General features: G+C 33.8%; 24 protein-coding genes and 3 pseudogenes. 5 read left to right on the top strand and 22 right to left on the bottom strand.

Going from position 1 to position 21851, the window contains the following annotated elements; translation table 11 throughout:
• Positions 1-14 precede the first annotated feature (14 nt).
• The 3 genes from NSQ40_RS12915 (at position 15) to NSQ40_RS12905 (ending at position 2628) form a co-directional block, all read left to right on the top strand.
• Positions 15-497, top strand: a complete 483-nt coding sequence (locus NSQ40_RS12915; protein WP_003207188.1) for a hypothetical protein — start codon at positions 15-17, stop codon at positions 495-497.
• Positions 498-916: 419 nt separating this feature from the next.
• The gene (locus NSQ40_RS12910) at positions 917-1174 is read left to right on the top strand and encodes a hypothetical protein (RefSeq protein ID WP_003197760.1); all 258 of its coding nucleotides are present in this window, start codon (positions 917-919) and stop codon (positions 1172-1174) included.
• A 93-nt stretch (positions 1175-1267) separates the two neighbouring features.
• Positions 1268-2628 (top strand): IS3 family transposase gene (locus NSQ40_RS12905; RefSeq protein WP_341286118.1). Its coding sequence is split into 2 segments (ribosomal slippage): positions 1268-1724 and positions 1724-2628, totalling 1362 coding nucleotides; the frame shifts between segments, so codons are not numbered across the junction.
• Positions 2629-2689: 61 nt separating this feature from the next.
• Here the strand turns inward: NSQ40_RS12905 and NSQ40_RS12900 are convergent.
• The 7 genes and pseudogenes from NSQ40_RS12900 to NSQ40_RS12870 all read right to left on the bottom strand — a co-directional run.
• Positions 2690-2923, bottom strand: a pseudogene (locus NSQ40_RS12900) (N-acetylmuramoyl-L-alanine amidase); the annotation flags it as partial.
• 49 nt (positions 2924-2972) lie between these two features.
• The gene (locus tag NSQ40_RS12895; protein WP_258248454.1) at positions 2973-3632 is read right to left on the bottom strand and encodes a TetR/AcrR family transcriptional regulator; all 660 of its coding nucleotides are present in this window, start codon (positions 3630-3632) and stop codon (positions 2973-2975) included.
• A 25-nt stretch (positions 3633-3657) separates the two neighbouring features.
• The gene (locus tag NSQ40_RS12890; protein ID WP_018767055.1) at positions 3658-4677 is read right to left on the bottom strand and encodes an ABC transporter permease; all 1020 of its coding nucleotides are present in this window, start codon (positions 4675-4677) and stop codon (positions 3658-3660) included.
• Positions 4674-5399 carry an ABC transporter ATP-binding protein gene (locus NSQ40_RS12885; RefSeq protein ID WP_003207190.1) on the bottom strand — a complete coding sequence of 242 codons (726 nt, stop codon included), beginning with the start codon at positions 5397-5399 and terminating at the stop codon, positions 4674-4676. The genes NSQ40_RS12890 and NSQ40_RS12885 overlap by 4 nt, the downstream gene beginning before the upstream one ends.
• Before the next feature lie 203 nt (positions 5400-5602).
• Positions 5603-5854: a hypothetical protein gene (locus NSQ40_RS12880; RefSeq protein ID WP_003197750.1), complete on the bottom strand. Its 252-nt coding sequence runs from the start codon at positions 5852-5854 to the stop codon at positions 5603-5605.
• Between the two features lie 304 nt (positions 5855-6158).
• Positions 6159-7010 carry a metallophosphoesterase gene (locus NSQ40_RS12875; protein WP_258248453.1) on the bottom strand — a complete coding sequence of 284 codons (852 nt, stop codon included), beginning with the start codon at positions 7008-7010 and terminating at the stop codon, positions 6159-6161.
• Positions 7011-7314: 304 nt separating this feature from the next.
• A complete protein-coding gene (locus NSQ40_RS12870) occupies positions 7315-8781 on the bottom strand; it encodes an aminoacyl-histidine dipeptidase (RefSeq protein ID WP_003197747.1) in 1467 nt (488 codons plus the stop codon).
• Between the two features lie 351 nt (positions 8782-9132).
• Between NSQ40_RS12870 and NSQ40_RS12865 the strand changes: the two genes are divergently transcribed.
• A complete protein-coding gene (locus tag NSQ40_RS12865; RefSeq protein ID WP_003197745.1) occupies positions 9133-9474 on the top strand; it encodes a GNAT family N-acetyltransferase in 342 nt (113 codons plus the stop codon).
• A 14-nt stretch (positions 9475-9488) separates the two neighbouring features.
• On the opposite strand, the gene spoIISB is transcribed toward NSQ40_RS12865, so the two are convergent.
• The 10 genes from spoIISB to NSQ40_RS12815 form a co-directional block, all read right to left on the bottom strand.
• On the bottom strand, positions 9489-9665 hold the full coding sequence (gene spoIISB, locus NSQ40_RS12860; RefSeq protein WP_003197743.1) for a stage II sporulation protein SB: 177 nt from the start codon (positions 9663-9665) through the stop codon (positions 9489-9491).
• 78 nt (positions 9666-9743) lie between these two features.
• The gene (locus tag NSQ40_RS12855) at positions 9744-9881 is read right to left on the bottom strand and encodes a hypothetical protein (protein WP_003197740.1); all 138 of its coding nucleotides are present in this window, start codon (positions 9879-9881) and stop codon (positions 9744-9746) included.
• Between the two features lie 113 nt (positions 9882-9994).
• Positions 9995-10735 carry a type II toxin-antitoxin system SpoIISA family toxin gene (locus NSQ40_RS12850; RefSeq protein ID WP_033796156.1) on the bottom strand — a complete coding sequence of 247 codons (741 nt, stop codon included), beginning with the start codon at positions 10733-10735 and terminating at the stop codon, positions 9995-9997.
• A 197-nt stretch (positions 10736-10932) separates the two neighbouring features.
• Entirely contained in the window at positions 10933-11667 is a 735-nt protein-coding gene (gene gpmA / locus NSQ40_RS12845; protein WP_033796157.1) for a 2,3-diphosphoglycerate-dependent phosphoglycerate mutase, read from the bottom strand.
• A gap of 179 nt (positions 11668-11846) precedes the next feature.
• Positions 11847-12323, bottom strand: a complete 477-nt coding sequence (locus NSQ40_RS12840) for a MarR family winged helix-turn-helix transcriptional regulator (protein WP_003197732.1) — start codon at positions 12321-12323, stop codon at positions 11847-11849.
• Between the two features lie 186 nt (positions 12324-12509).
• Positions 12510-12920 carry a VOC family protein gene (locus tag NSQ40_RS12835; RefSeq protein WP_258248452.1) on the bottom strand — a complete coding sequence of 137 codons (411 nt, stop codon included), beginning with the start codon at positions 12918-12920 and terminating at the stop codon, positions 12510-12512.
• A gap of 312 nt (positions 12921-13232) precedes the next feature.
• Positions 13233-14507 carry an MFS transporter gene (locus tag NSQ40_RS12830; protein WP_098159475.1) on the bottom strand — a complete coding sequence of 425 codons (1275 nt, stop codon included), beginning with the start codon at positions 14505-14507 and terminating at the stop codon, positions 13233-13235.
• A 49-nt stretch (positions 14508-14556) separates the two neighbouring features.
• Complete coding sequence (locus tag NSQ40_RS12825; RefSeq protein ID WP_003207186.1) at positions 14557-15192, bottom strand: TetR/AcrR family transcriptional regulator; 636 nt, start codon at positions 15190-15192, stop codon at positions 14557-14559.
• A 268-nt stretch (positions 15193-15460) separates the two neighbouring features.
• Positions 15461-16771, bottom strand: a complete 1311-nt coding sequence (locus NSQ40_RS12820) for a DEAD/DEAH box helicase (RefSeq protein WP_033796153.1) — start codon at positions 16769-16771, stop codon at positions 15461-15463.
• A gap of 74 nt (positions 16772-16845) precedes the next feature.
• A complete protein-coding gene (locus NSQ40_RS12815) occupies positions 16846-17115 on the bottom strand; it encodes a hypothetical protein (RefSeq protein WP_003207184.1) in 270 nt (89 codons plus the stop codon).
• A 188-nt stretch (positions 17116-17303) separates the two neighbouring features.
• Between NSQ40_RS12815 and NSQ40_RS12810 the strand changes: the two genes are divergently transcribed.
• Positions 17304-17633, top strand: a complete 330-nt coding sequence (locus NSQ40_RS12810; protein WP_003197720.1) for a YkvA family protein — start codon at positions 17304-17306, stop codon at positions 17631-17633.
• 44 nt (positions 17634-17677) lie between these two features.
• On the opposite strand, the pseudogene NSQ40_RS12805 reads toward NSQ40_RS12810, so the two are convergent.
• The 5 genes and pseudogenes from NSQ40_RS12805 to anmK form a co-directional block, all read right to left on the bottom strand.
• Positions 17678-18909 (bottom strand): annotated as a pseudogene (locus NSQ40_RS12805) (aminotransferase class V-fold PLP-dependent enzyme).
• Positions 18910-18922: 13 nt separating this feature from the next.
• Complete coding sequence (gene plsY / locus NSQ40_RS12800; RefSeq protein ID WP_033796152.1) at positions 18923-19471, bottom strand: glycerol-3-phosphate 1-O-acyltransferase PlsY; 549 nt, start codon at positions 19469-19471, stop codon at positions 18923-18925.
• Between the two features lie 40 nt (positions 19472-19511).
• Positions 19512-19796, bottom strand: coding sequence for a hypothetical protein (locus NSQ40_RS12795; protein WP_033796151.1), 285 nt, complete (start codon positions 19794-19796; stop codon positions 19512-19514).
• A 46-nt stretch (positions 19797-19842) separates the two neighbouring features.
• Positions 19843-20742 carry a BadF/BadG/BcrA/BcrD ATPase family protein gene (locus tag NSQ40_RS12790; protein WP_033796150.1) on the bottom strand — a complete coding sequence of 300 codons (900 nt, stop codon included), beginning with the start codon at positions 20740-20742 and terminating at the stop codon, positions 19843-19845.
• Between the two features lie 18 nt (positions 20743-20760).
• Positions 20761-21824, bottom strand: a pseudogene (gene anmK / locus NSQ40_RS12785) (anhydro-N-acetylmuramic acid kinase AnmK); the annotation flags it as partial.
• Positions 21825-21851 lie beyond the last annotated feature (27 nt).

The following is a 21851-nucleotide window of genomic DNA, read 5'->3' as shown; positions in this document are numbered from 1 at the left end:
GAAGCAGGAAAATTATGATATATCAAAATGAGAAGATTCGTAGAAAAAAAGCATTAATCAATGCTAAAAAAGTCATTAGCCAATTTTCAAATTTAGAACTTATTGAATTTGAAAATCCCGATTCTGCATGGATAGAACTGTTCGACACAGCATTGAAAAAGTTTCGTAATGTTGACTCTAAGCCAACATTTCATATTCCTATTGGTGATGTTAAGAGTGAGTATATTTTATGGATTGAAAATTCTTTAGGCTCTTTAAGTTTTTCAAATCATAAAACAGAATATTTTATATTAGTTCCTAATTGTTTAGAGCCGGTATGGGCAAATGTTAGAATATTGAATTTCACAAAATCTATTGAGGAACTTTGGAACATTTCTGAAACTAATGAATTTATAATTGCTGATAAGAGTACGGGGCAAATTGCACAAATATTTTCTGAAGAAGAATGTTATGAAATTCATTATAAGCGCTGCAACACTGACCTAATTGACACTTAAAAAAATTAATATTAGTATTAGAAAATTAAGCCTTGATTAGCTAAATGTCTTTCAAACTTTCTGGATAGATGAGTATAGCAACTTCGGTAAAATGATTGAGCAAACAGCAAAGAATATGTTATACAAAAGAGCATCCTTTAAGTGGATGCTCTTTTGTAACTCTTACTTCACTTAAACATAGGCTTCGTTTGCAGTAACATAGAAAGTTACATTACCCAATATGCCTCCCCTGACCCAATCACTATCTTACTAAAACATAATTAGTAATTTCATTTGTATATTTTTGTATTTACAAGCTCTTCCCTTTCCTCCATAATTTTAAAACAGATTATAAATCAGCACATGATGCAACTTTAAGGTCAGGTCGCCCTTTGAAAATCCCCGATATAGATACAGAATAAAAATGGAGGAGATAAACTATGGCAATCCATATAACAATGAATAAAGAATTTGAAGATGGGGAGATAGTTGTATATCAATATTATCCATCAGAATCACCAGAAAAAGTTGGGAAAATGTATTTTCATAAAAAAGAGGAAATGTTTTACGATTTAGAACTTGTTCCAGAAGAACCAATCGGAACAAGAAAGCATTATTTTAATTGTGCAATTTCTAGGATAGTAATATGTCTTAGAAATGGAGGAGAATTTTTGGATGAAATGACATACGGGGTATAGCAAAACAAACGAGTATATAAAAAGGCCGGCTCAAATAAATGAAGTGCACCCCGATTGTTAGACACAGTCTAACAATCGGAGGTGCACTTTTTTATGGCTAAATTTTCTTCAAAAGAAAAAATACGAGCGATAAGACGATATTTAGAGGGGACTGAAGGTGGAAAAACAATTGCTAAATCTATTGATGTTCACCCCAGTATGCTCTATCAGTGGATTAAACAATATGAATCCTTAGGTGAAAATGCTTTTGAAAAACGCTATACATCCTACTCTACCCAGTATAAACTAGATGTACTTAATTATATGAACGAACAAGGGACATCTATCAGGGAAACAGCGGCGCTTTTCAATATTCCTTCTTACGAAACACTTCGAAAATGGAAAGTAGCTTATGAAACAGGAGGATTGGATGCCCTACAATCAAAGAAAAAGGGGCGTCCATCCATGGAAAAGAAAAAAACAAATACAACTAAAGATCAAGGAATAGTTGAAGGTTCGATAGAGGCACTACAAGCGGAAAATGAGCGTTTACGTATGGAAAATGCATATTTAAAAAAGTTGAATGCCTTAGTTCAAAACAAGGAGAAATCACGAAACAAGACAAAGCCCAAGTAGTCTATGAATTAAGGCATGAATTTTCAGTGAAGGTGCTACTTCAGCTCGCAGGTATTCCGCGCAGTACGTATTATTATTGGGTTAAAAGATTCAATCTTCCTGATTCAGATGTAGAACTAAAAGGATTGATTCGAACCATTTATGACGAACATGAGGGGCTTTATGGTTATCGTCGTATTCGTGATGAACTTACGAATCGCGGACATAAAGTAAATCATAAAAAAGTGTATCGTATCATGAAAGAATTGGGATTAAAATGTCTCGTTCGTATGAAAAAATATCGCTCTTATAAAGGAACAGTTGGAAAAATTGCACCTAATATTTTAAATCGTAACTTCCAAGCTGAAAAACCAAATAAAAAGTGGGTTACGGATATTACGGAGTTTAAATTATTTGGAGAAAAGCTATATCTATCGCCAATGTTGGACGTATTTAATGGTGAAATTATCACATACACAATTGGTTCAAGACCAACTTATTCACTTGTTTCAACGATGTTAGACCAAGCGTTTGAACACTTAACAGTCAAAGATACACTCTTGATCCATTCTGATCAAGGTTGGCACTATCAAATGAAACAATACCGTCATTCCCTTGCTAAACGTGGCATTACACAAAGCATGTCTCGTAAAGGAAACTGTTACGATAACGCAGTGATTGAAAACTTCTTTGGCATCATGAAGTCAGAATTTCTGTATCGAAAAGAATTTAAGAGTATAGAACATTTTAAGAAAGAACTAGCAAAATATATAAAGTACTATAATCATAAAAGAATTAAGGCAAAACTAAAAGGCATGAGCCCGGTACAATACCGGACCCATGCCCAAAAGGTTGCCTAATGAAATAACCTGTCTAACTTTATGGGGTCACTTCAAAAGAGCCGACTTCTTTTTCATTATGTTAACGTACATTCACATATGCATCACTAGCTGTAATGTAGTACACACTTCCACGAGAATTTTTCACTTTATACTGTGGTGAACCATTTATGGACACTTTATCAATAAACTTGAATCCTAATCCTGTATCTAAAATACCAGCAACATCTTTATCCTGCCAAGATGGAGAATCATAGAAACGTAGGTTGTCTACTTTTGAAACGACACAGTTTCCTGCAATAGATGAATCCACTACATAGATACTCTTTGTTTGCAAATACGAAAATCAAAACCCACAAACGTTGTTATAGCAACGTTTGTGGTGTTAGTCCATACAATATAAATTGAATCGTATTTTCAATTTCCACTTCATCGTCCCATTTTTCTTCAGGTAATAATAAAAATCGAGTTAAAATTAACCCCATTATAGCTGATAAAGTAAAGCGGATAACTGAAGGGATTGGCATTTCAATAATTTGTCCTTGTTCTTGAAAATGTACAATTAATTTTTTAAAGCGAGAAAAAAGTTCCTTCTCTACTAATTGTTGTATTTCATTTTTTAATTCTGGTTGAAACGGTACTTCTTGTATTAAAATTTTTAATATTGGAAAATGTTTTTTAGCAAATTCAAATCGATTTCGAATTGCTTTTCTTAAAAATTCTTCATACGTTTCATACGTATTCTCCAGTATTTCTTTTGCAAAAGCCTGTACAAAAAATGGAGCAGCAAACTTTGTTAATGTTGGCATGACAACCGCTAATAGTAAATCTTTTTTTGTTTTATAGTAGCGGAAGATTGTTCCCTCCGCTACACCAGCACGCTTTGCAATTTCACTCGTTGAAGTTGATGCATATCCTTTTTCTCCAAACATATCAACCGCTGCTTCTAATATACGCATTTGACGTTCATTACGTTTATCTGTGTCTGTAGCAGCAATTAATTCTTCCAGCCAATCTTTCTTCATTCGTAAAGCCCCTTTTTTATAAACATTATATTTTGCGATGTTTCTTCAAAGCAAATACATTCCCTACTGCAAATACTATCGCAAAAAGAAGTAACACACAAAGGTCTCCCGCAATTTCAGTAAATCCTTGATTACGAATCATCACTTGTTTCATTGCATCAGCACCGTATGTGAGTGGGAATAACTTACCTAGCATTTGCAGCCACTTATTCATTGATTCCATTGGAAATAAACCTGAAAAGAAAATTTGCGGTACGATGACCAGTGGGATAAACTGAATCATTTGAAATTCGTTATTGGCGTATGCCGATAAAAAAGTGCCTAGTGTTAACGCTGTTAGTGAAAGCATACATGTAATTAGTAATGTAAGCCACGGTGACCCTGCTACATATAAATCAAGAATATAGACAGAGAAACTTACAATGATAACAGACTGTAAAAACGCAAAAATACCAAATCCAATTATATAACCAACAACAATTTCCCAGCGGCGCACTGGAGTAGATAATAATCTTTCCAACGTCCCACTTAAACGTTCTCGTACAAAGGAAACTCCTGATAAAATAAAAACAAAGAAGAATGTAAAAAAGCCAATTAATACCGGTCCAAGTCCATCAAACATCGTGAAATCTGCGGAACCATGTAAAAAATCAATTTCTGGTTTCATACCGGGCATATCATTTTTTTCTGTGGCCTTTTGTAATGTCTGTAGCACTGCACGGTTTTTTGAAGAATCACTACCTTCTAGCAATACATTCGCTTTTCCATGTTCTAAAGTGATAATGGCATCTATTTGTTGATTTTTTAATTTAGAATACGCTTCATCTTTACTATACTCATAGATGGTAGCATCTTGCTTTTTCATTGATTCTACTATAGGTGCTGGAACATCTATTAATGCAATATGAGGAGTGTAATCCTTTTGTGTAAACACAAGCGATAATAACCAAAGGAGTAACATTGGCGCTCCAAACATCATCGCAAGTGACCGTTTATCCCGAAGAAACTGACGAATAATCCGAATAATTACACCACCGACTCTCATGATTCAACCGCTCCTTCCAATAGAAAGACATCTTCAATCCGTCCTGATGAAGTTCGATCTTTTAAATCATTTGGAGTTCCTGTTGCAATTAACTTCCCATCTCTAATTAATCCAAGACGTTCACAAAATTCAGCTTCGTCCATAATATGTGTTGTCACAATAATCGTTGTTCCTTTCCCTTTGAGCTCATAAAATTTTTCCCAAATAGATTTACGAAGAACTGGATCAATTCCAACCGTTGGCTCATCTAAAATTAAAAGCTTTGGTTCATGTAAAAGTGCCATCGCTAGAGATAACCGCTTTTTCATCCCCCCTGAAAAGTGTTGTACTTGTTTTTTAGCATGCTCTGATAATTCAACTAATGTAAAAACTTCTTCAATTCTCCCCTTCTTATGTTTACCTTTCAATCCATACATTGTTGCGATAAAATCTGCATTTTCATAAGCTGATAATTCTTCATACAGTGCATCGGCTTGTGCCATATAACCTATTTGCTTCATGCCGTTTAAGTTTGGCATTTGTACCCCTAATGCTATTACATTCCCTACTGTTGATTCACTAATGCCAGCAATCATTTTAATAAGCGTTGTTTTACCAGACCCGGATGGACCTACTAAACCAAAAATCTCTGTCTCTGCTACAGATAGTGAAATATTGTGCAGTACTTCTTTTTTTCCAAAACACTTTGATACATCTTGTAAAATGACTGAAGGTTGTTGCAATAAGATCTCCTCCTTTTTAAAATGAGTGAGTACTCACTTTTATTTTACTCTTAGATTATTATATGTCAAATTATATTTATGAGTATTATCTTTTCAATCTTTCTAACAACTAGTACATTGTCTATAGAACAATGAAACAGAGTCGACAATAGAATTCATTTCTCACTGTCGACTCTGTTTCATTTTAAATCATTATTTATAGGCTACGTTTCTAAATTTAAATACTTTCTAATTCTAGCAAGATCTAAAGAATACTCAATTACTAACTGCTGGATAGGCAAAATAACTTTTTCGGGATACAAATGTGCATATTTTAATGTTTCTGTATATTTTTCTAACCTTTTTTCTAAATACTTCACAATTTGCTCAGGATGATTCACCAATAAACATTGACTATAATAATGAATTTGTTCTTCAATTGCAGTATATTCCTCAATTTCAAATTCTTTATGCATGTGTACACTCCTTTATAATTAGTTTTTTATATGCACAAGCCATAAGCATTCTAATCTGAATGAAAACTGAGTATTTTGATTATTTACACTATAACAAAGAAAGAACGTCAAAATTTGTTAGTTTATGTAGCGTAGAACAAATTTAACAAAATTGTAATGGATACTTGTACTTTTTAGAAAACACCAATCTTTCATCATACATATTTTCTGTTACTTACATTTGTTATCTTATTTTCTATTTAAAGAGTTATAGTGAATGCACCACCGCAACGTCACTCAAAGCTAATAAAAAAAGTCGTACAAATTAATCCAGTTGTACGACTACAATTTCTGGTCTATTAAAAATCCTTTGAAGAATGATGCTATTCCCTAACCCTCTGCTTACTATCATGGAAGTACCTTGTTCCTTATATGAACCTGCTGTGTATTTGGGTAATATGCCTTGATTAGGTGCAACTAAGCCTCCAATAAAAGGTAGTCTTACTTGTCCTCCATGGGCATGCCCTGTTAAAACTAAATCAATTTGTTGCTCAGCGTATACTTGTAAAAGTTCAGGTCTATGTGAAAGTAGTACTTTATATTTATCCTGATCTACCGCATTTTTCGCTTTAACGATTTCATTTTTCACTGTAGACATCTCTTCATTTTCATCGTTATTTTTCGCGGTAAATGCCGGATCATCTATGCCGAGAAGGCAAATTTCCTGCCACTCTTTTTGAATACGTTCATGTTCATTTCTCAAAACTGTCACATTATATCTTTTCAACTCTTTTTCTAAACTATCATACCTCCCTGACCATAATTCATGATTTCCTGTAACAAAATAAACGGGATAGTGTTTTACAAGCTCTTTCACTACCTTTAAACTCGCTTCTGCATCATACCGTTTACTATCAATTAAATCTCCCGTAATAGCGATAATATCAGGATTCAAACTTTTTATTTTCTCAATTAGAGCTTCTTGGTTTTCTCCAAATTTTTTACTATGTAAATCCGATAACTGTACAATTTTAAATCCCTTGAAATTAGAAGGTATCTTACTAGATGTTATTGATATTTTACTTACACTTATTAAATTATTTTGTAAGTATGAGAATGCACTGACTCCTATTGCTATTGCACTTATAATAAATAACCTTTTATATCTTTTTTTCATATCTTCTCCCTTATAAAAATTCTATCAAATATATTTTTAGCAATTCTTTTTAATCATATCATTAACATTTTATCAAACTATCTATTTCTACAAAATAGATAGTATTTTATTTTTATAATGTTTTATTTTTTCTTTCAATACAGTATGTGAAATTATCTTTTTTTTCGCAATGTTCCTTGCTCCTTAACTAACATTACAGATATCAACTTCATTGTATCTATATAAGAATTTCTTTGTTTTATCTATATCAATGCAGCAAAAAAACTGCCTAAGGGGGACCTTAGGCAGTTTGATTCATTTATATTTATGCTAGTGATTTCGTTTCTCTCATTACTTCAATGAAGTATCCCCAGTTATTTATAACTGATGAAATACTAATATGTTCATCTGGCGTATGAACATTGAAAATATCTGGTCCGAATGAGATGGCATCCAATTCAGGCATTTTTTGAACAAATACACTACATTCAATACCAGCGTGCACTGCAAAGATTTCAGCATCTTTGTTATATTTTTCTTTATGCACTTTTTCAAACAAATCACGAATTGGTGAATTAGGATTGTACGGCCATTCTGGATACTCTGATTCCTTCTCAAATTGCGCCCCAACTAATTCTGCAATATACTTAATTTCATTCGTAATGTGCTGTTTTAAACTGCTTACAGAGCTTCTTACTTCATTTCTTAATTTAATTTCATTATGTAACGTTTCAATAACACCTAAGTTTGTTGAGCTTTCTACAAGCCCTTTAATATCCATGCTCATGCTTTGAATGCCATTTGGAATCAAGAATAAAGAAGAAATAAGTTGTTTCTGTGTTTCTGTTGCAAATACTTTTTCTACTTTTTCTTCTAATTTTGTAAGAGAAACATGTACATCAGGATCTACAGCACGTAGCTCGTCTTGGAAAATACGTGTCCATTCTGCTACTTTCTCTTCTACCTTTTGTACATCATTTACAGATAATAAAATTGTTGCTACGCTTTCACGCGGAATCGCATTTGTTTTTAATCCACCGTGAATTCCACTCATGTTAAATGAAATTTCATTTGATAAATCATGAAGAACGCGTCCTAAAACTTTATTGGCATTTCCTCTTTGTTTATCAATCTCCATACCAGAGTGGCCACCTTTTAAGCCTCCAACATATAAACGGTATGCTTCTAGTTCAGCAGGTACTTCTTCCCAAGCAACAGGAATCGTTTCAACTGCCTTCGCTCCACCTGCACTGCTCACTAGTAATTTATGATCTTCTTCAGAGTCGATATTAATAAATATTTTCCCATCAAAGTGCTTCGCATCAACAGCAAAAGCACCACCCATTGTTGTCTCTTCTTCTGTTGTAATCACAACCTCAAGAGCTGGATGTGGAATATCCGTTGAATCTAATAGTGCTAATGCATACGCAACCGCAATACCATTATCAGCACCTAAAGTCGTTTGATTTGCATACAGCATGTCCCCAACGATTCGTAGCTCAATCGGATCTTTTTCAAAATCATGAACAGTTGCTTGGTTCTTCTCGCAAACCATGTCCATATGGCCTTGAATAATAATTGCAGGAACATTTTCATAACCGTCAGTTGCTGTCTTTTTAATGACTACATTTAATGCTTCATCTTGTACAACATCTAAATTACGATCTTTTGCAAATTCAACTAAATAATCACTAATTTCTTTTTCATTTCCAGATCCTCTTGGAATCTTTGAAATTTCTGCAAAATGATAAAATACAGGGTGCTTTGTTAATTGTTCTAAATTAGAATACATTTTGAAGCTCCTCTCTTAAATAAAACTGATTGGATAAATCTTTGAATTTCAAATTATTCTTTTCTTTACCATTATACCATGCTTCATCATTTTACTTTTTATTAAAGGTGTAGATCTATCACTTCTATTTATCAAAAACTATCCCATATCCATTTCACAGAATATCAGTATAATTTTATACTACATTTAAAAAATTAAGGAAAATGCATATGTATTTTACAGAAAACCTTCCTTGTCCTGAACACATTTTCAATTTACCCCGCATTAACGGGCAGTAAAATCCCCACCTCAAGATTCAAAGAAAAACGAGTAAGATAGGCGGAGGATCAACTGCCCGTAAAAGCCCGATTGATGCAACTAATAATCAGTGGGGATGACTATTTAAAGCTTTCAAAAGAGCAATTGCATCATACTCTCATTCAAAGTACTTTTGTCATAAGTGCTTATGATAACGATCAATTAATTGGAACCAGACGTATTATTTCAGATGGGATAATTAACGCTTATCTGTGTGGATTAGTCGTTCATCCCTCCTTTCAAAATCGCGGAATTGGAAAGGAGATCGTTCAAAAATTAATTGTAGAATGCAAAAAACAGAACCTACACTTGCAATTAATTTGTACAGCTGAATACATTCCATTCTATGAAAAGCTAGATTTCGAAGAATTTGCGATAGGAATGAAGAAAAAATAAAAAAGAAAATGCACCTATGCATTTTCTTTCAAGTTTTTTCCCTGTATATATTTTGATGCATCACCATTCACGATCTTTTCTAGTCGATTAATATTTTCCGTTAATGCACCTTTCACAAGAGAGAAATCTGTATTTGAATCTTCTTTTTCTTTCTTAAAAAAAGCAAGTTTTTGCTGTTTCATTTCTTGCATTTTCTCCTCCCCCTTTTGTAAAAAAGATACAATCTTTGTCTATCTTTATTATATATTAAATATAAAAATGGTGCACTTTTATCCTTTTCTTTTTAATTCTTCTTCTAAATTTTCTACTTGCTGCATTGTATCTCCTTTTATTAAAGAGAAATCTGTTGTATCTTCAGCTTCTTCTTTGAAAAATTCACTACCGTATTCTTTTTCCACTACAATCACCTCTACGTGCTAGTGTAGGAATGATTGTCCGATTTTATTCAACTTTGTTCCATTTTCTCGAAATTTGTTCTACATTATGTATAAAGGAAAAGGACAGAATTTAGATTCTGTCCTTACTTACTAAAATAACTATGATGAATTGTTAAGTTATATACATTTTCAAAATCCCGGTCTTGAAGATTATTCTTTTGACCATCAATAACAATACAAACATCTCTTACTGTTTTGGCTGGTATGATACCAACATTTTCAACTTGCACTGCTTTCTGTTCATTTAATTGTTCTATATGTTCCACAGGAACTGTAATACTAAATTGAGAACGGATACCACGAAAATTCGTATTTAATTCATCTTCTGTCACAAATACCACAATCTTCGCCCCAATTTTTTCTGCATACGTATCAAGAAATACATTTAAACTTTGTGCATATTCTGTTTCAGTTTGCCACTCCATCGTACCAAATGCTGCTGGGTTTACATTTTGAATAATTGTTGTGTAGATCTCACCTCGTGCTTTCGAAGCAATTAATGATCGTTTAATAGATTGAACGGTCTTTCCGATATCACTAAATTTTGCACCCCATATTTCAGAAATGTTTGGAGTTAAAATAAATGCAATATCAACAAAAATCACCATTGCAACGAACATCAAAATATTTTTCCAGAGGGTTAAATCAATTCCTTTCACCATGAAATACATTGTGACCGATGTGATAAACACACCATACCATGTTTTTCGAATAAGTTGCTTTTTTTCTTCGTACAATTCTTCATTTTTCCAATAAAAGAAAATAAGAAATAAAAAGACTAATACGAGAAGAAACAAACCAACTCGAATGTTAGAGACCGTCAATCACATCACCCTCCATTCAAAAACTTCTCACGATATCATTACATGCTGATTTCCCTCTCATTATGACAAAAGACATGGACAACCTTCTAAAGTTAGCTGCATTGCATATACATGAGAAGGAAGCCACATCTTTTATAATGAATCTACATTTTATATGTAGACAAGCATACATTTCAAATTTTCACAAATATTTTTTATCAGGATATATGTTTCGGAATCACACCTTCCGGAACTTCACCATCCATACTTAAATAGTAATGACGAATTGGGCGTAAATTTTCATCTAGTTCATATACGAGTGGTATACTCGTCGGAATATTTAATGATACAACACCATCATCCGATAGATTATCTAAATATTTTACAAGCGAACGAATTGTATTCCCGTGTGATGAGATGATTACCTTTTGACCAGATTGTAACATCGGTGCAATTTCATTATGCCAAAAGTCCAATACTCTTTGTTCCGTATCCTCTAAGCACTCAGTAAGTGGAAATTCACCTTTTTTCAACAACTTATATCTTGGATCATCAGCTTCATACCTTGGATCATCTTCAGTAAGTGCTGGCGGTCTTACATCAGTACTTCTTCTCCATATATGAACTTGATCATCACCATATTTCTTTGCTGTCTCATCCTTATTTAATCCTTGCAATGCTCCATAATGTCTTTCATTTAACTTCCATGATTTATGTACAGGAACCCATGCAAGGTCCATTTCATGTAGAATAATCCACAACGTTCGAATTGCCCGTTTTAAAACAGATGTATACGCAACATCAAACGTATATCCATTGTTTTTTAAAATTGCACCTGCTTCTCTTGCTTCATTTAATCCATTTTTTGATAAGTCTACATCTGTCCATCCTGTAAATCTGTTTTCAAGATTCCATAAACTTTGTCCGTGACGAATGAGTACAAGTTTTATCATAATAATCCCCTTCCGGAAATGAAAATTTAAATTTTGCAATGCGTACACGTAATAAAGTATCTGGTAATGTTAATTTTTTATCCATTTATTCTATGATTTATCCATAGTTGCCAAAATACATGGATAAAATCGGTTCTTTTTCAAACTCAAAAAACAGATGAATGATTTATTTACTCATTTTAATCAACTGGTTCTTCACGCTTAGATAACCATGCATCAAAACCTAAACGGCTATTTGCTAGTTCAGTCATAACTTGATGCCAATTCTCTTCACATGTTTCACCAAATTTTGAAAAAATACTGCTCATTTGTTCTCTTTGTACATCGCTTAGTTTTCTCTCTAGCTCTGCTCCTTCTGTCGTTAGGACAAGCTGTTTCACACGACGATCGTGTTCTGCTTCCTTGCTTTCAATAAGCCCCTTTTCAAGAAGCTGACGGAGTGGCCCGTGAAGAGCTTGTTTACTTATTTCTAACAGAGATAACAATTCATTTATACTAAGCCCAGGAAAACGAGCAATAAAAAATAAGATTCGATGATGAACTCGCTGTATACCATACTCTTTTATAATTTCATCTGGTTTTTCTGTAAATGTTTTATATGCAAAATAAAACAGTGCAAGTGCTTGATTCATTTGTTCTTCTTTATGTTGTGTCATCTACTTTCCCCCTATATGTAAATTATACCACAATTTATCTCTGAAATATTAAATCAACCCATTTGACTTAATAAGAGGGAATTTCACTTAAAATCACTAGCAGAACTTACAAAGCAAAATTCTAAATGAATAAAAAAACGTATTACTCATTAGATTGAGAATACGTTTTTATTTACTAACATAGACCTAGTTTGCAGAAAAGTTTAGCTGCCAAGAAACACCATACTTATCATTAAGCCAACCGAATTTCTTGCTAAATGGATAAACTGCAAGCGGCATTAAAACTTGTCCTTCTTGCGCTAGCTTATTAAAGACTTCATCAATTTCCGCCTCTGTATCACAATTTACATATAGTGACATTGAAGGAGTAAATGTGAATTCATGTTTCACACTACTATCTATACACATGAACTCTTGTCTATTTAATGTGAATGTAGCATGCATTACAGTTCCCTCTTTACCAGGCTCATTTGCACCGTAACGAGAAATATTTATAATTTCTGATTGATCAAATAAAGAAGTATATAAAGTCATAGCCTCCTCTGCATTGCCGTCAAACATTAAAAAAGTAGTAATTTTTTGTCTTGTATTCTTCAATTAGAAACATCTCCTTTTATGTAGATACACTTGAAATTGCTAGTCCTCTAACAAACAGAACATACATTCCTATAACTGTATTTTCCTCAAAAAATATTGGATTGTCAACTTATAATAACCTCTAAGTTTTAAGAGAATAACAATATAAAAAGGAGTTTCAAATGAATAATACTGGTAGTAATCACAGAACAATAACATGTGTACCAAATAAATTATAAGTGTCAAACATGAATTTCATTGGGGGAATTTGATTAGAAATATATTAAAATATAGTAGTTGTTTCAATACTTCCATTGGAATAACCAAATCATATCACGCCGTTTCCCCCTCATTTCTCAATATTCCCTTCGTTACAATTGCTATTACTATCATTATAAGACTTACAAACAATATAGGTAAGTAAACTTTTATACTAAAAATTTCAAACATAAATCCATATATGACCTGACCTATAGGTGCCATACATTGCGCTACCGCTGTAATAATTGCCATGACTTTTCCTAAATTCTCGTTAGGTGTTTTCTTTTGTACGACTGTAATAACGAAAATGGAGATAATGGTCATTGCCATTGTAATAAGAATTGCACACAAGATAAAGAGGATAAATGACGGATAGTATCCAAATCTAAGAACAAGTGGCATAATGGAGACCGCCATCGGTACAATTAATAGAGCAATCATAAGTATCCACTGATATATTGTTTTCATTTGCATCTTTTTCGCAAAGAAACCGATAGATAAAGCCCCTAAGATTGTAGCAAAATCTATGAATCCCATCCCGATACCGTACATTGTATCGCTACTTTGCATCGTTACTCGTAAAATGATTGGACTACCGACAATAAAGAGTGGTGTAAGGATCAAGTTGAGCAAAGCGGCTAATATCATGGATTTCAATATATAAGGCTGTTTGACAACATAGGTAAATCCAACTTTCAGGTCTTTTGCGATTGTTGGCACAATATGCTCATCCTGTTTCCTTTTAACAAACGGAATCTTAATAAACGTCTCTAATATTGCTGACAAGAAAAAAGTGATACCACTCAGCACGACAAGTATTTTTAACCCTACAAGGCCGTATAGCACTCCGCCCAAAACAGGTGCCGCTACACCCGACAAAGCTTGAACACCATTCACGATACCATTTGCCTGTTCTAGCTTTTTTTCCGTAACGAGCAGCGGAATACTCGCCATAACAACAGGGGAATACATTGCACTAATAATCGCTAGCAAAACCATAACAACACCGATAAGTACCACGGAAGTCTTGCCGACTGATAATAATAAAAGAAAGCAGAAAATAATAACACTACTTATCATGTCATAGATTACCATCAAATTACGTCGGTTAAATCTATCAGCGATAGCCCCGCCAAGAGGTGACAACAACAAAGGGACACTCGATATAGCATACAAAGTGGCATAAATATCCGCACGCCCCGTTATATCCAGTACATAGAGTGATAAAGCAAAACGTAAAAGGGTGGAACCTAAGATAGATACAATTTGTCCAATCACCATGAGGTTAAAATCTTTAGGGAAAGATTTTATATTGATGGTATTTTGCATCGTATACACACCTTTCATCAAGGGTCTAGACCGACTGCCGGTCTAAAAATTTTATAAAAAAATTATTTTAGGACTGCCTCATCAAAATATCCAAAATGTAATTAAACGTTCCTTTTTTAGCTCCCAAAGTCGTTTCCATTATATTGATAAACGCCTTTGCTCTTTGCATTGCTTCATGCGGCTGCCATTGAAACAATCCTTCATCGAATATGACTTGTGCAGACGCGATCAAGAACTCCATTGTTTCCTGGGGGTAAGCCGTCTCAAAAATTTTTTCTTTGATTCCCTGCTCAATTACCTCTGTTAAAACAGGTGTTAAATATAAAATAGCTTGCACTAAACTTTTTTGATGCATTTCTGCATTATTTGGCTGGTGAAATTGTTCAATCATTTTTTCTTTATTCCCACCTGCTTTCGGCACTTGCACCATTAAAATTTGAAACAATTTATCCAACACAGGGATATTAGGACTTGAAGCAATCTTTTTCGCGGCCACTACACCTGCATTTACAATCCGCGTAATAATAGCGTCCATTACTTCCTCTTTTGATTTGAAATAATGATAAAATGTCCCTTTCGCAATACCAATTTCTCGTAAAATATCATTTACAGTTGTTTTCATATACCCTTTAGAAACGAACAGTTTTTCTGCTGTATCCAGAATTTCATTTCTACGTTCTTCATATTCTTTTACTGTTCTCACAAAGAAACTCCTTTCATCTAGACCGACTGTCGGTCTAGTATAAATATATGCGTAGCCTGTAAAAAAGTGTCATACAAATTAAAATGAATCAAGTTGTTTTTACCACATGTTTCCTAATGATGTATACAACATCCTAATTAAATTATCCTTCTACTTTAATGAACAAAAAAGAATTCTTTACATTTATTCACCTGCTGTACACAAAAACAAAAAAGTCGTTCCCTTCTTTAAAAGGAAACGACTTTTCACTATAAACACTTACTCTATATTATCTACCGCGTCTCTGCTGACCTTGCTTTTTGCTATTTTTCTTTTCACTTGGTTTATGAAATGATCGTTGTTTTGTATTCTTTGATCCCCCAGGGTTATCTTTTTGACCGTATTGACCTGTTTTCTTTGTTTTTTTGATTTGCTGTTTTTTCTTTTTTTCACTCGCATCATCGTTTTGTTTAACAGGTAGTTCCAACTCTTGTCTTTGCAACGTTGCGCCAATGCCTTTTTCAATCTCTTTTAAATACATTTCATCTTTCGGTGCAACGAATGTAATTGCAAGGCCTGATTCACCAGCGCGTCCAGTTCGGCCAATTCGGTGTATGTAACTCTCTACATCTTCTGGAATGTCATAGTTAAATACATGTGTTACGCCTTCTACATCTAATCCACGAGCTGCTACATCTGTTGCGATTAAATATTGAATTTTCGCATCACGAAAACTCTTCATTACTCGTTCCCGTTTTCCTTGAGATAAATCACCATGAAGCTCATCGCAGTTATAGCCGTACCCTTTTAAATCATCATATAACTTACTCGCTCTACGCTTTGTACGACAAAAAATAACTGCTAAAAACGGCTGATCCCGGTCCATCACATGGCGCAGTGCATCTTGCTTTGCCCGATCTGTCGTTTCAATAACACGTTGCTTAATATTATTCACCGTTACTTCCGCACTTTGAATTTGAATCATCTCAGGTTCTTTCATATAGCGCTTCGCAAGCTTTTTAATATCTTTTGGCATCGTCGCTGAAAATAACATCGTTTGTTTACTCTCAGGTGTTTCTTCTAAAATGTCTTCTATATCATATAAAAAGCCGAAATGAAGCATTTGATCTGCTTCATCTAATACAAGCATAGAAACATTGGATAATACAATCGTTTCGCGGCGTAAATGGTCTAATAAACGTCCTGGTGTTGCCACAACAATGTGCGTATTTCCTTTTAACTTTCTCATTTGCTGCGCAACATCTTGACCACCATATATCGCAAGAACATTGATATTTTCTTGATGAACAAGCATTTTTTCAATTTCAGTTGTGATTTGCAGTGCTAATTCTCTAGTTGGTGCAACAATTAAAGCTTGTACATCACTTGACTCAGGATCAATTTTTTCTAGAATTGGTAAGACGAACGCCAATGTCTTCCCTGTTCCTGTTTTTGCTTGCCCAATTATATCTTTTCCAGCCATAACAACCGGGATTGCTTTCTCTTGAATTGGCGTTGCTTCAGCAATCCCATTTTCACGTAATGTATGATTAAATGTCTCACTAATTCCTAATTCTAAAAAGTTTTTCAAACAGATCACTTCTTTTCCTTATTTTTCACATTAAGCTCTCATTGTACCATTTGTTACGCTAAATATAAAAAATAAGATAATTCTTATCTCCTTTTTTCATACTCACTATGAATGATTTGGATTAGTTCTTTCTGTTTCTCTTTTGATTTTGTTAGCAATTTCATATTTGTAGGTGACAAAATCAGCCTCTTGATTTTCCGATTATTCCAAATGATCCCTGTATACCTTGTATCTTCATGTACATCTCGAAACCATTCTTGTTCACTTAGCTGCGCAATATGATATTTTAATTTCGCGTCAGTCCTCGGATAGAACAGAATAATATCGGCTATTACATCAAACAAAAGCCACATGTTTTCTCCCCACAATATTCTTCTTTTTTACTCATATGAGTATGAACAACAAGAAAGAAATGATAAAAAGGGTTATTTTGTCAATTGTTTGTCTATCCTTTTAAAAAATCTATATTTTTAAGGGCATTTACATAATGTTAAATATACTTTTACAAAATTAATGAAAAAACGAAATAAGGAGTGATTATATGGAGAAACAGAAACTATGGAAAAAATTAAATGAAGGTGCAACGAAATTAGGAAAATCCGGTGTGTATGAGAGCATTATTTTATATTACACTTTAAAAAAGAACGGACTGCCTACTAAAGCCAAAATAATTATATTAGCTGCGCTTTCCTATTATGTATGGTCAATCGATTTCATCCCAGATTTAGCAGCTATTATTGGAATCGGCCTGTTAGATGATGTTATCGCAATTGCTTGGGCACATAGATATATCATGGTACATACAAATGCAGAAATTCGAGAAAAAGGAAAAGTAAAGATGGAATCCTTATTTGGAGCGACACATACATAATGCATCAAACAAGAAAGACGGTCTTCATAACCGTCTTTTCTGTACTATACATGCACTTGTTCTATCTGCATTTGTAAGCAATCCAACATTCTTTTCATTTCACGTTCTTTATAGTGATTTAAGCAAGCAATTTGAATCCAGTTATTTTGTTGTAAATAGTTTGATTCATAATGGATAATAAACCCTTGCAATGCTAATGAATCTCCTATTTCCTTAGAAGAAAGTTCTTTATCTAATGCAATTGTAAGAATGATAGATGAAGCATACTTTTTTTGAGATACAAGTTGTAATTCCATATTGGTAACAGCTTCTTCGATAAAGGTATACATCTTATATATTTTCTTAAATTTGTTTTCATCTTCAAAATTCTTTAATGCTTCTTGTAAGGCGCATATTAAATTCCAAGACTGAGAGTACGGTACACTTCCGTTCTCTTTGTACATTCCTATATCCTTGTACACAGATAAAGTTGCAGTCGGATTTACAGTATGATTATAAAATACAAAAGAGAGCCCAGTGTATGCTCCAATTGCTTTTCCGCTAATTCCTCTATTTCATTGTATAAAAATGGTCTCCCCATTTCTCTTTCATATGTATCAAACGATAAGTTTGCTCGAATCGCCTGCTTGATTAAACGATTTCCAAACTCACCATTTGTTAAAACGAATCCACGTCCCTTTAATAACTTTAGCTGTAAAGCGATTGAATCATTTGCTAATGTACCTGTCCCAAGCATGTGCAAATCATGCTTGGGACAGGTACATTAGTAATAATCGTTTTTTCACATTCTCCATCGCAGCTTTAAATTGAATGGAACGATGCGAAATTGGATTAGAAGCAAATGCTTGCTGGACATTTTCTGCGATTTCTACGGGTCCGGGTCAAAATGTATATTCTTTCGTCACAAGACTTGTAATACTAGATTGTTCAAGCGTTTTTTGGGTGATATACATCGGCTAAAATGAGCGCTAAATCACACCCATTTAGAAGCAAATAGCGATGCAAAAATCGAATCAATCCGAGTAAAGCTCTTCCGTTTCGATATTCTTGCTCCACAGCTAATAAACGAATTTCATATACACGATCACCACGTTCTGGTAACCACTCATCTAAATGAGGTATTTAAATACGTATTTTCTTCATGGAACAAATCTATGCGTTTGCGCTCTTCTGTTTGTTCATGCTGCGGAATTTCTTCTACGAATGTTTTATAATTTAGTTTATGAATACTTTCAAACTCCCATGCTTGATCAGCAATTTTATACATTAATCCCATGTTTTAATCCCCTTTATTTTCTATGTGCGTACAAAATCAATATAATAATGCAAACACTTAATACAATCGCTACCATAGAATAAAAGTATGCAATCATACAAAGTGGTAAACAAGCGATTGTAATTAAACCAGCCTTTGTAAAACTCTTAAAAATTAAATAAAACAAAATAAATATAAGTACCAGAGTAAGCGCTATCAAATAATTGAACACAATCAGTCCGCCAATAAATGTCGAAATTCCCTTTCCGCCTTTATATTTAAAGAAAATTGGATATATATGACCTACAACAACTGCTAGTAGCGAGATTAATAGAAATATAGACTCCCCAAATAAGATTCTTGCTACATAAACAACAATTGCCCCTTTAAGGGCATCTCCTAGAAATGTAACAATAAAATATACTTTTCCGTATAAACGCCCCATATTCCTCGCACCAGGATTTCCACTACCAACATCTCGAATATCTATCCCGTATTTCCATTTTATAATCATATATGCTGTTAATATGTTCCCAACCATATAAGCACCTATTACATACAGAAACTGGTTGATATGAATCATATAATCATTCACTTTCTATTTACTATTCTCAATACACTCTTCAAGCATAAGTGGCATAGAAGTAAGCCATACAATAAAATATGAAACTTGCTACCGTTGTAATTCCTATCAAATTCCATGCAATAACATGTACGGATTTAATATATTGTAAAATATATCCTATTGACCAGGCTATAAACAAACTTACAAGTATTATAACTTGCGGTTTATGCACCGGAACCTTATCAATTCCTATAATGGCTATAATATTCATACATACGATAAGCAAGAAGATCGGAAATGAAATTCTAAATAAAAAAATCCATATTTTAATCCCAAAATCCATATAACACCTCCTTTTTAAAGAAGACTGCTATATGGAAAAACTGTATTTAAAATAAAGTAGATTTTTTTACAGCTAAAAAATAAGCTCCTTTTGCTGATGAAATTTCACTTTGAATAAAATTTATTTCATTAATATAGTTTTCGCAATACCTCTTAAATTCAGCATATATTTCTGGTACAGAGCACAAAATTCCACCTTTTACTGCAATTGAAATTGGCACTTCAAATGACATTTTCTTATACACGTCAACTGTAATTCTGGCTAATTCTTCACTAGCTTTTGATATAATTTTGAACGCAGCATCATTACCTTTCCTTGCTTCCTCTATTACAAGGGGGGCAATCGCAGCAACCTGATCTTTCTGTGAGGAATATACAAGTTGTTTTATATCAAATGGTGTATGAATAGGAACTTGCTTTTGTATTACTCTGCTAAGATTGCAAAATTGCTCACCTTTATCATACTCGATTGTCATCCTTCTTAACGCCTGCAAAGCGATCCAATACCCACTCCCTTCATCTCCTAAAATATGGCCCCATCCTCCACTATACTCATATTCTGCTCCTTTTTTCCCTAAGCAGATAGCACCTGTTCCCGCTATTGTTAAAATACCATCGTTTCCTCCTAATAAGGCCGCATGTGCAATTACTGCATCATCATAAATTTCAATATTTGTTTGATATCTCGCTATTAAACGTTCCTTTAACACATTAATATCTATACTTTTCACACCCGCCAGCCCTAAACAAATACAAACGCAGTCCTCTTTAGACAAGCTTTGTTGACAATATTCAATTGCCTCCATAATATGCGATAAAGCTTTCTCATAATCTAGTAAAACATTTCCGAAACAGCTCATACTTCTTGCTATTTCTTTACCATTTTGGTCAAATGCAATCGCTTCTGTCTTCGTCCCACCACCGTCTACACCTATCATATACTTCATCTTTCCACCCACTTTTTCTTACCTCACAATTGGAGGGAATGTTACATTACCTAAAACGACAGGATGTCTTCTGTAGCACTTGGTACATTACTTGGATTACGATGATATGTTTCATTTGCTAGCACAGCAAAAACAATTGCTTCTTTTGCGGATGATGAATACCCAATTTCCTCTTGTATAAGTACTTTACAGGGCGCCTCCTTCAAACTCTCTTTTATCATTTCTACAAGTGTTTTATTATAACTTCCACCTCCGTCAAGAATAACTTCATCAATATGATAATAAGGAGAAATAATTTTTTGATAATGATGAACAATCGAGTTTGCTGTAAACATCGTTACAGTAGCTACAATATCTTCCTTACGGTGCTCCTTAAATCGCTTTAGCAATTCATCTGTAAACTCTTCTCCAAACTGTTCTCTTCCTGTTGACTTAGGTTGAACAGTTTTAAAAAACGAATGACTCATACAAGAATAAAGCATTTCATTTATGACACTTCCTTGTCTTGCTATCTCACCATTTCTATCAAACGAGTACTGAAATAATCGCTGACATACTTCATCTATCACCATATTTCCTGGCCCCGTATCAAAGGCAATCACTTCTTGTTTAGATACTCGGCTTGGAATTACGGTTACATTCCCTATCCCACCAATATTTTGAAGTAATCGATTTTTATTTTGGTCTCTATATAAAATAAGTTCTGAATATGGAACAAGAGGGGCTCCTTGACCACCAGCCGCCATATCCATCGTTCGAAAATTTGAAATGACTGTTGTTCCTGTTTCATAGGCTATAACTGCGGGTTCTCCGATTTGTAGTGTCGATGGAACAATCGTCTTCTCTTAAACAGGCTGATGATAAATCGTTTGACCATGCGAGCCAATTAAATCTAATTGTTCTATTGGAAAATCAGATTGTTTACAGACTTTTTTCACTGCATTCGCAAAACATAGCCCGAGCTTAAAATTCAAACTACATATAAGTTGTACGTTAGAAGCTTCTATAGATAAGGCTTGCTGAATTTCATTTGTTATTTCTTTTGAAAACGGTACTGTAATAAAGCTGATTAGTTTCACCTTTAATCATGAAAGAAGTGATAGACTAGT

It is taken from the genome of Bacillus sp. FSL K6-6038 (assembly GCF_038050455.1).
Lineage (GTDB): Bacteria > Bacillota > Bacilli > Bacillales > Bacillaceae_G > Bacillus_A > Bacillus_A pseudomycoides.
Note: the sequence above shows the minus strand (reverse complement) of the source record. Positions and strands in the feature narration are given on the sequence as shown.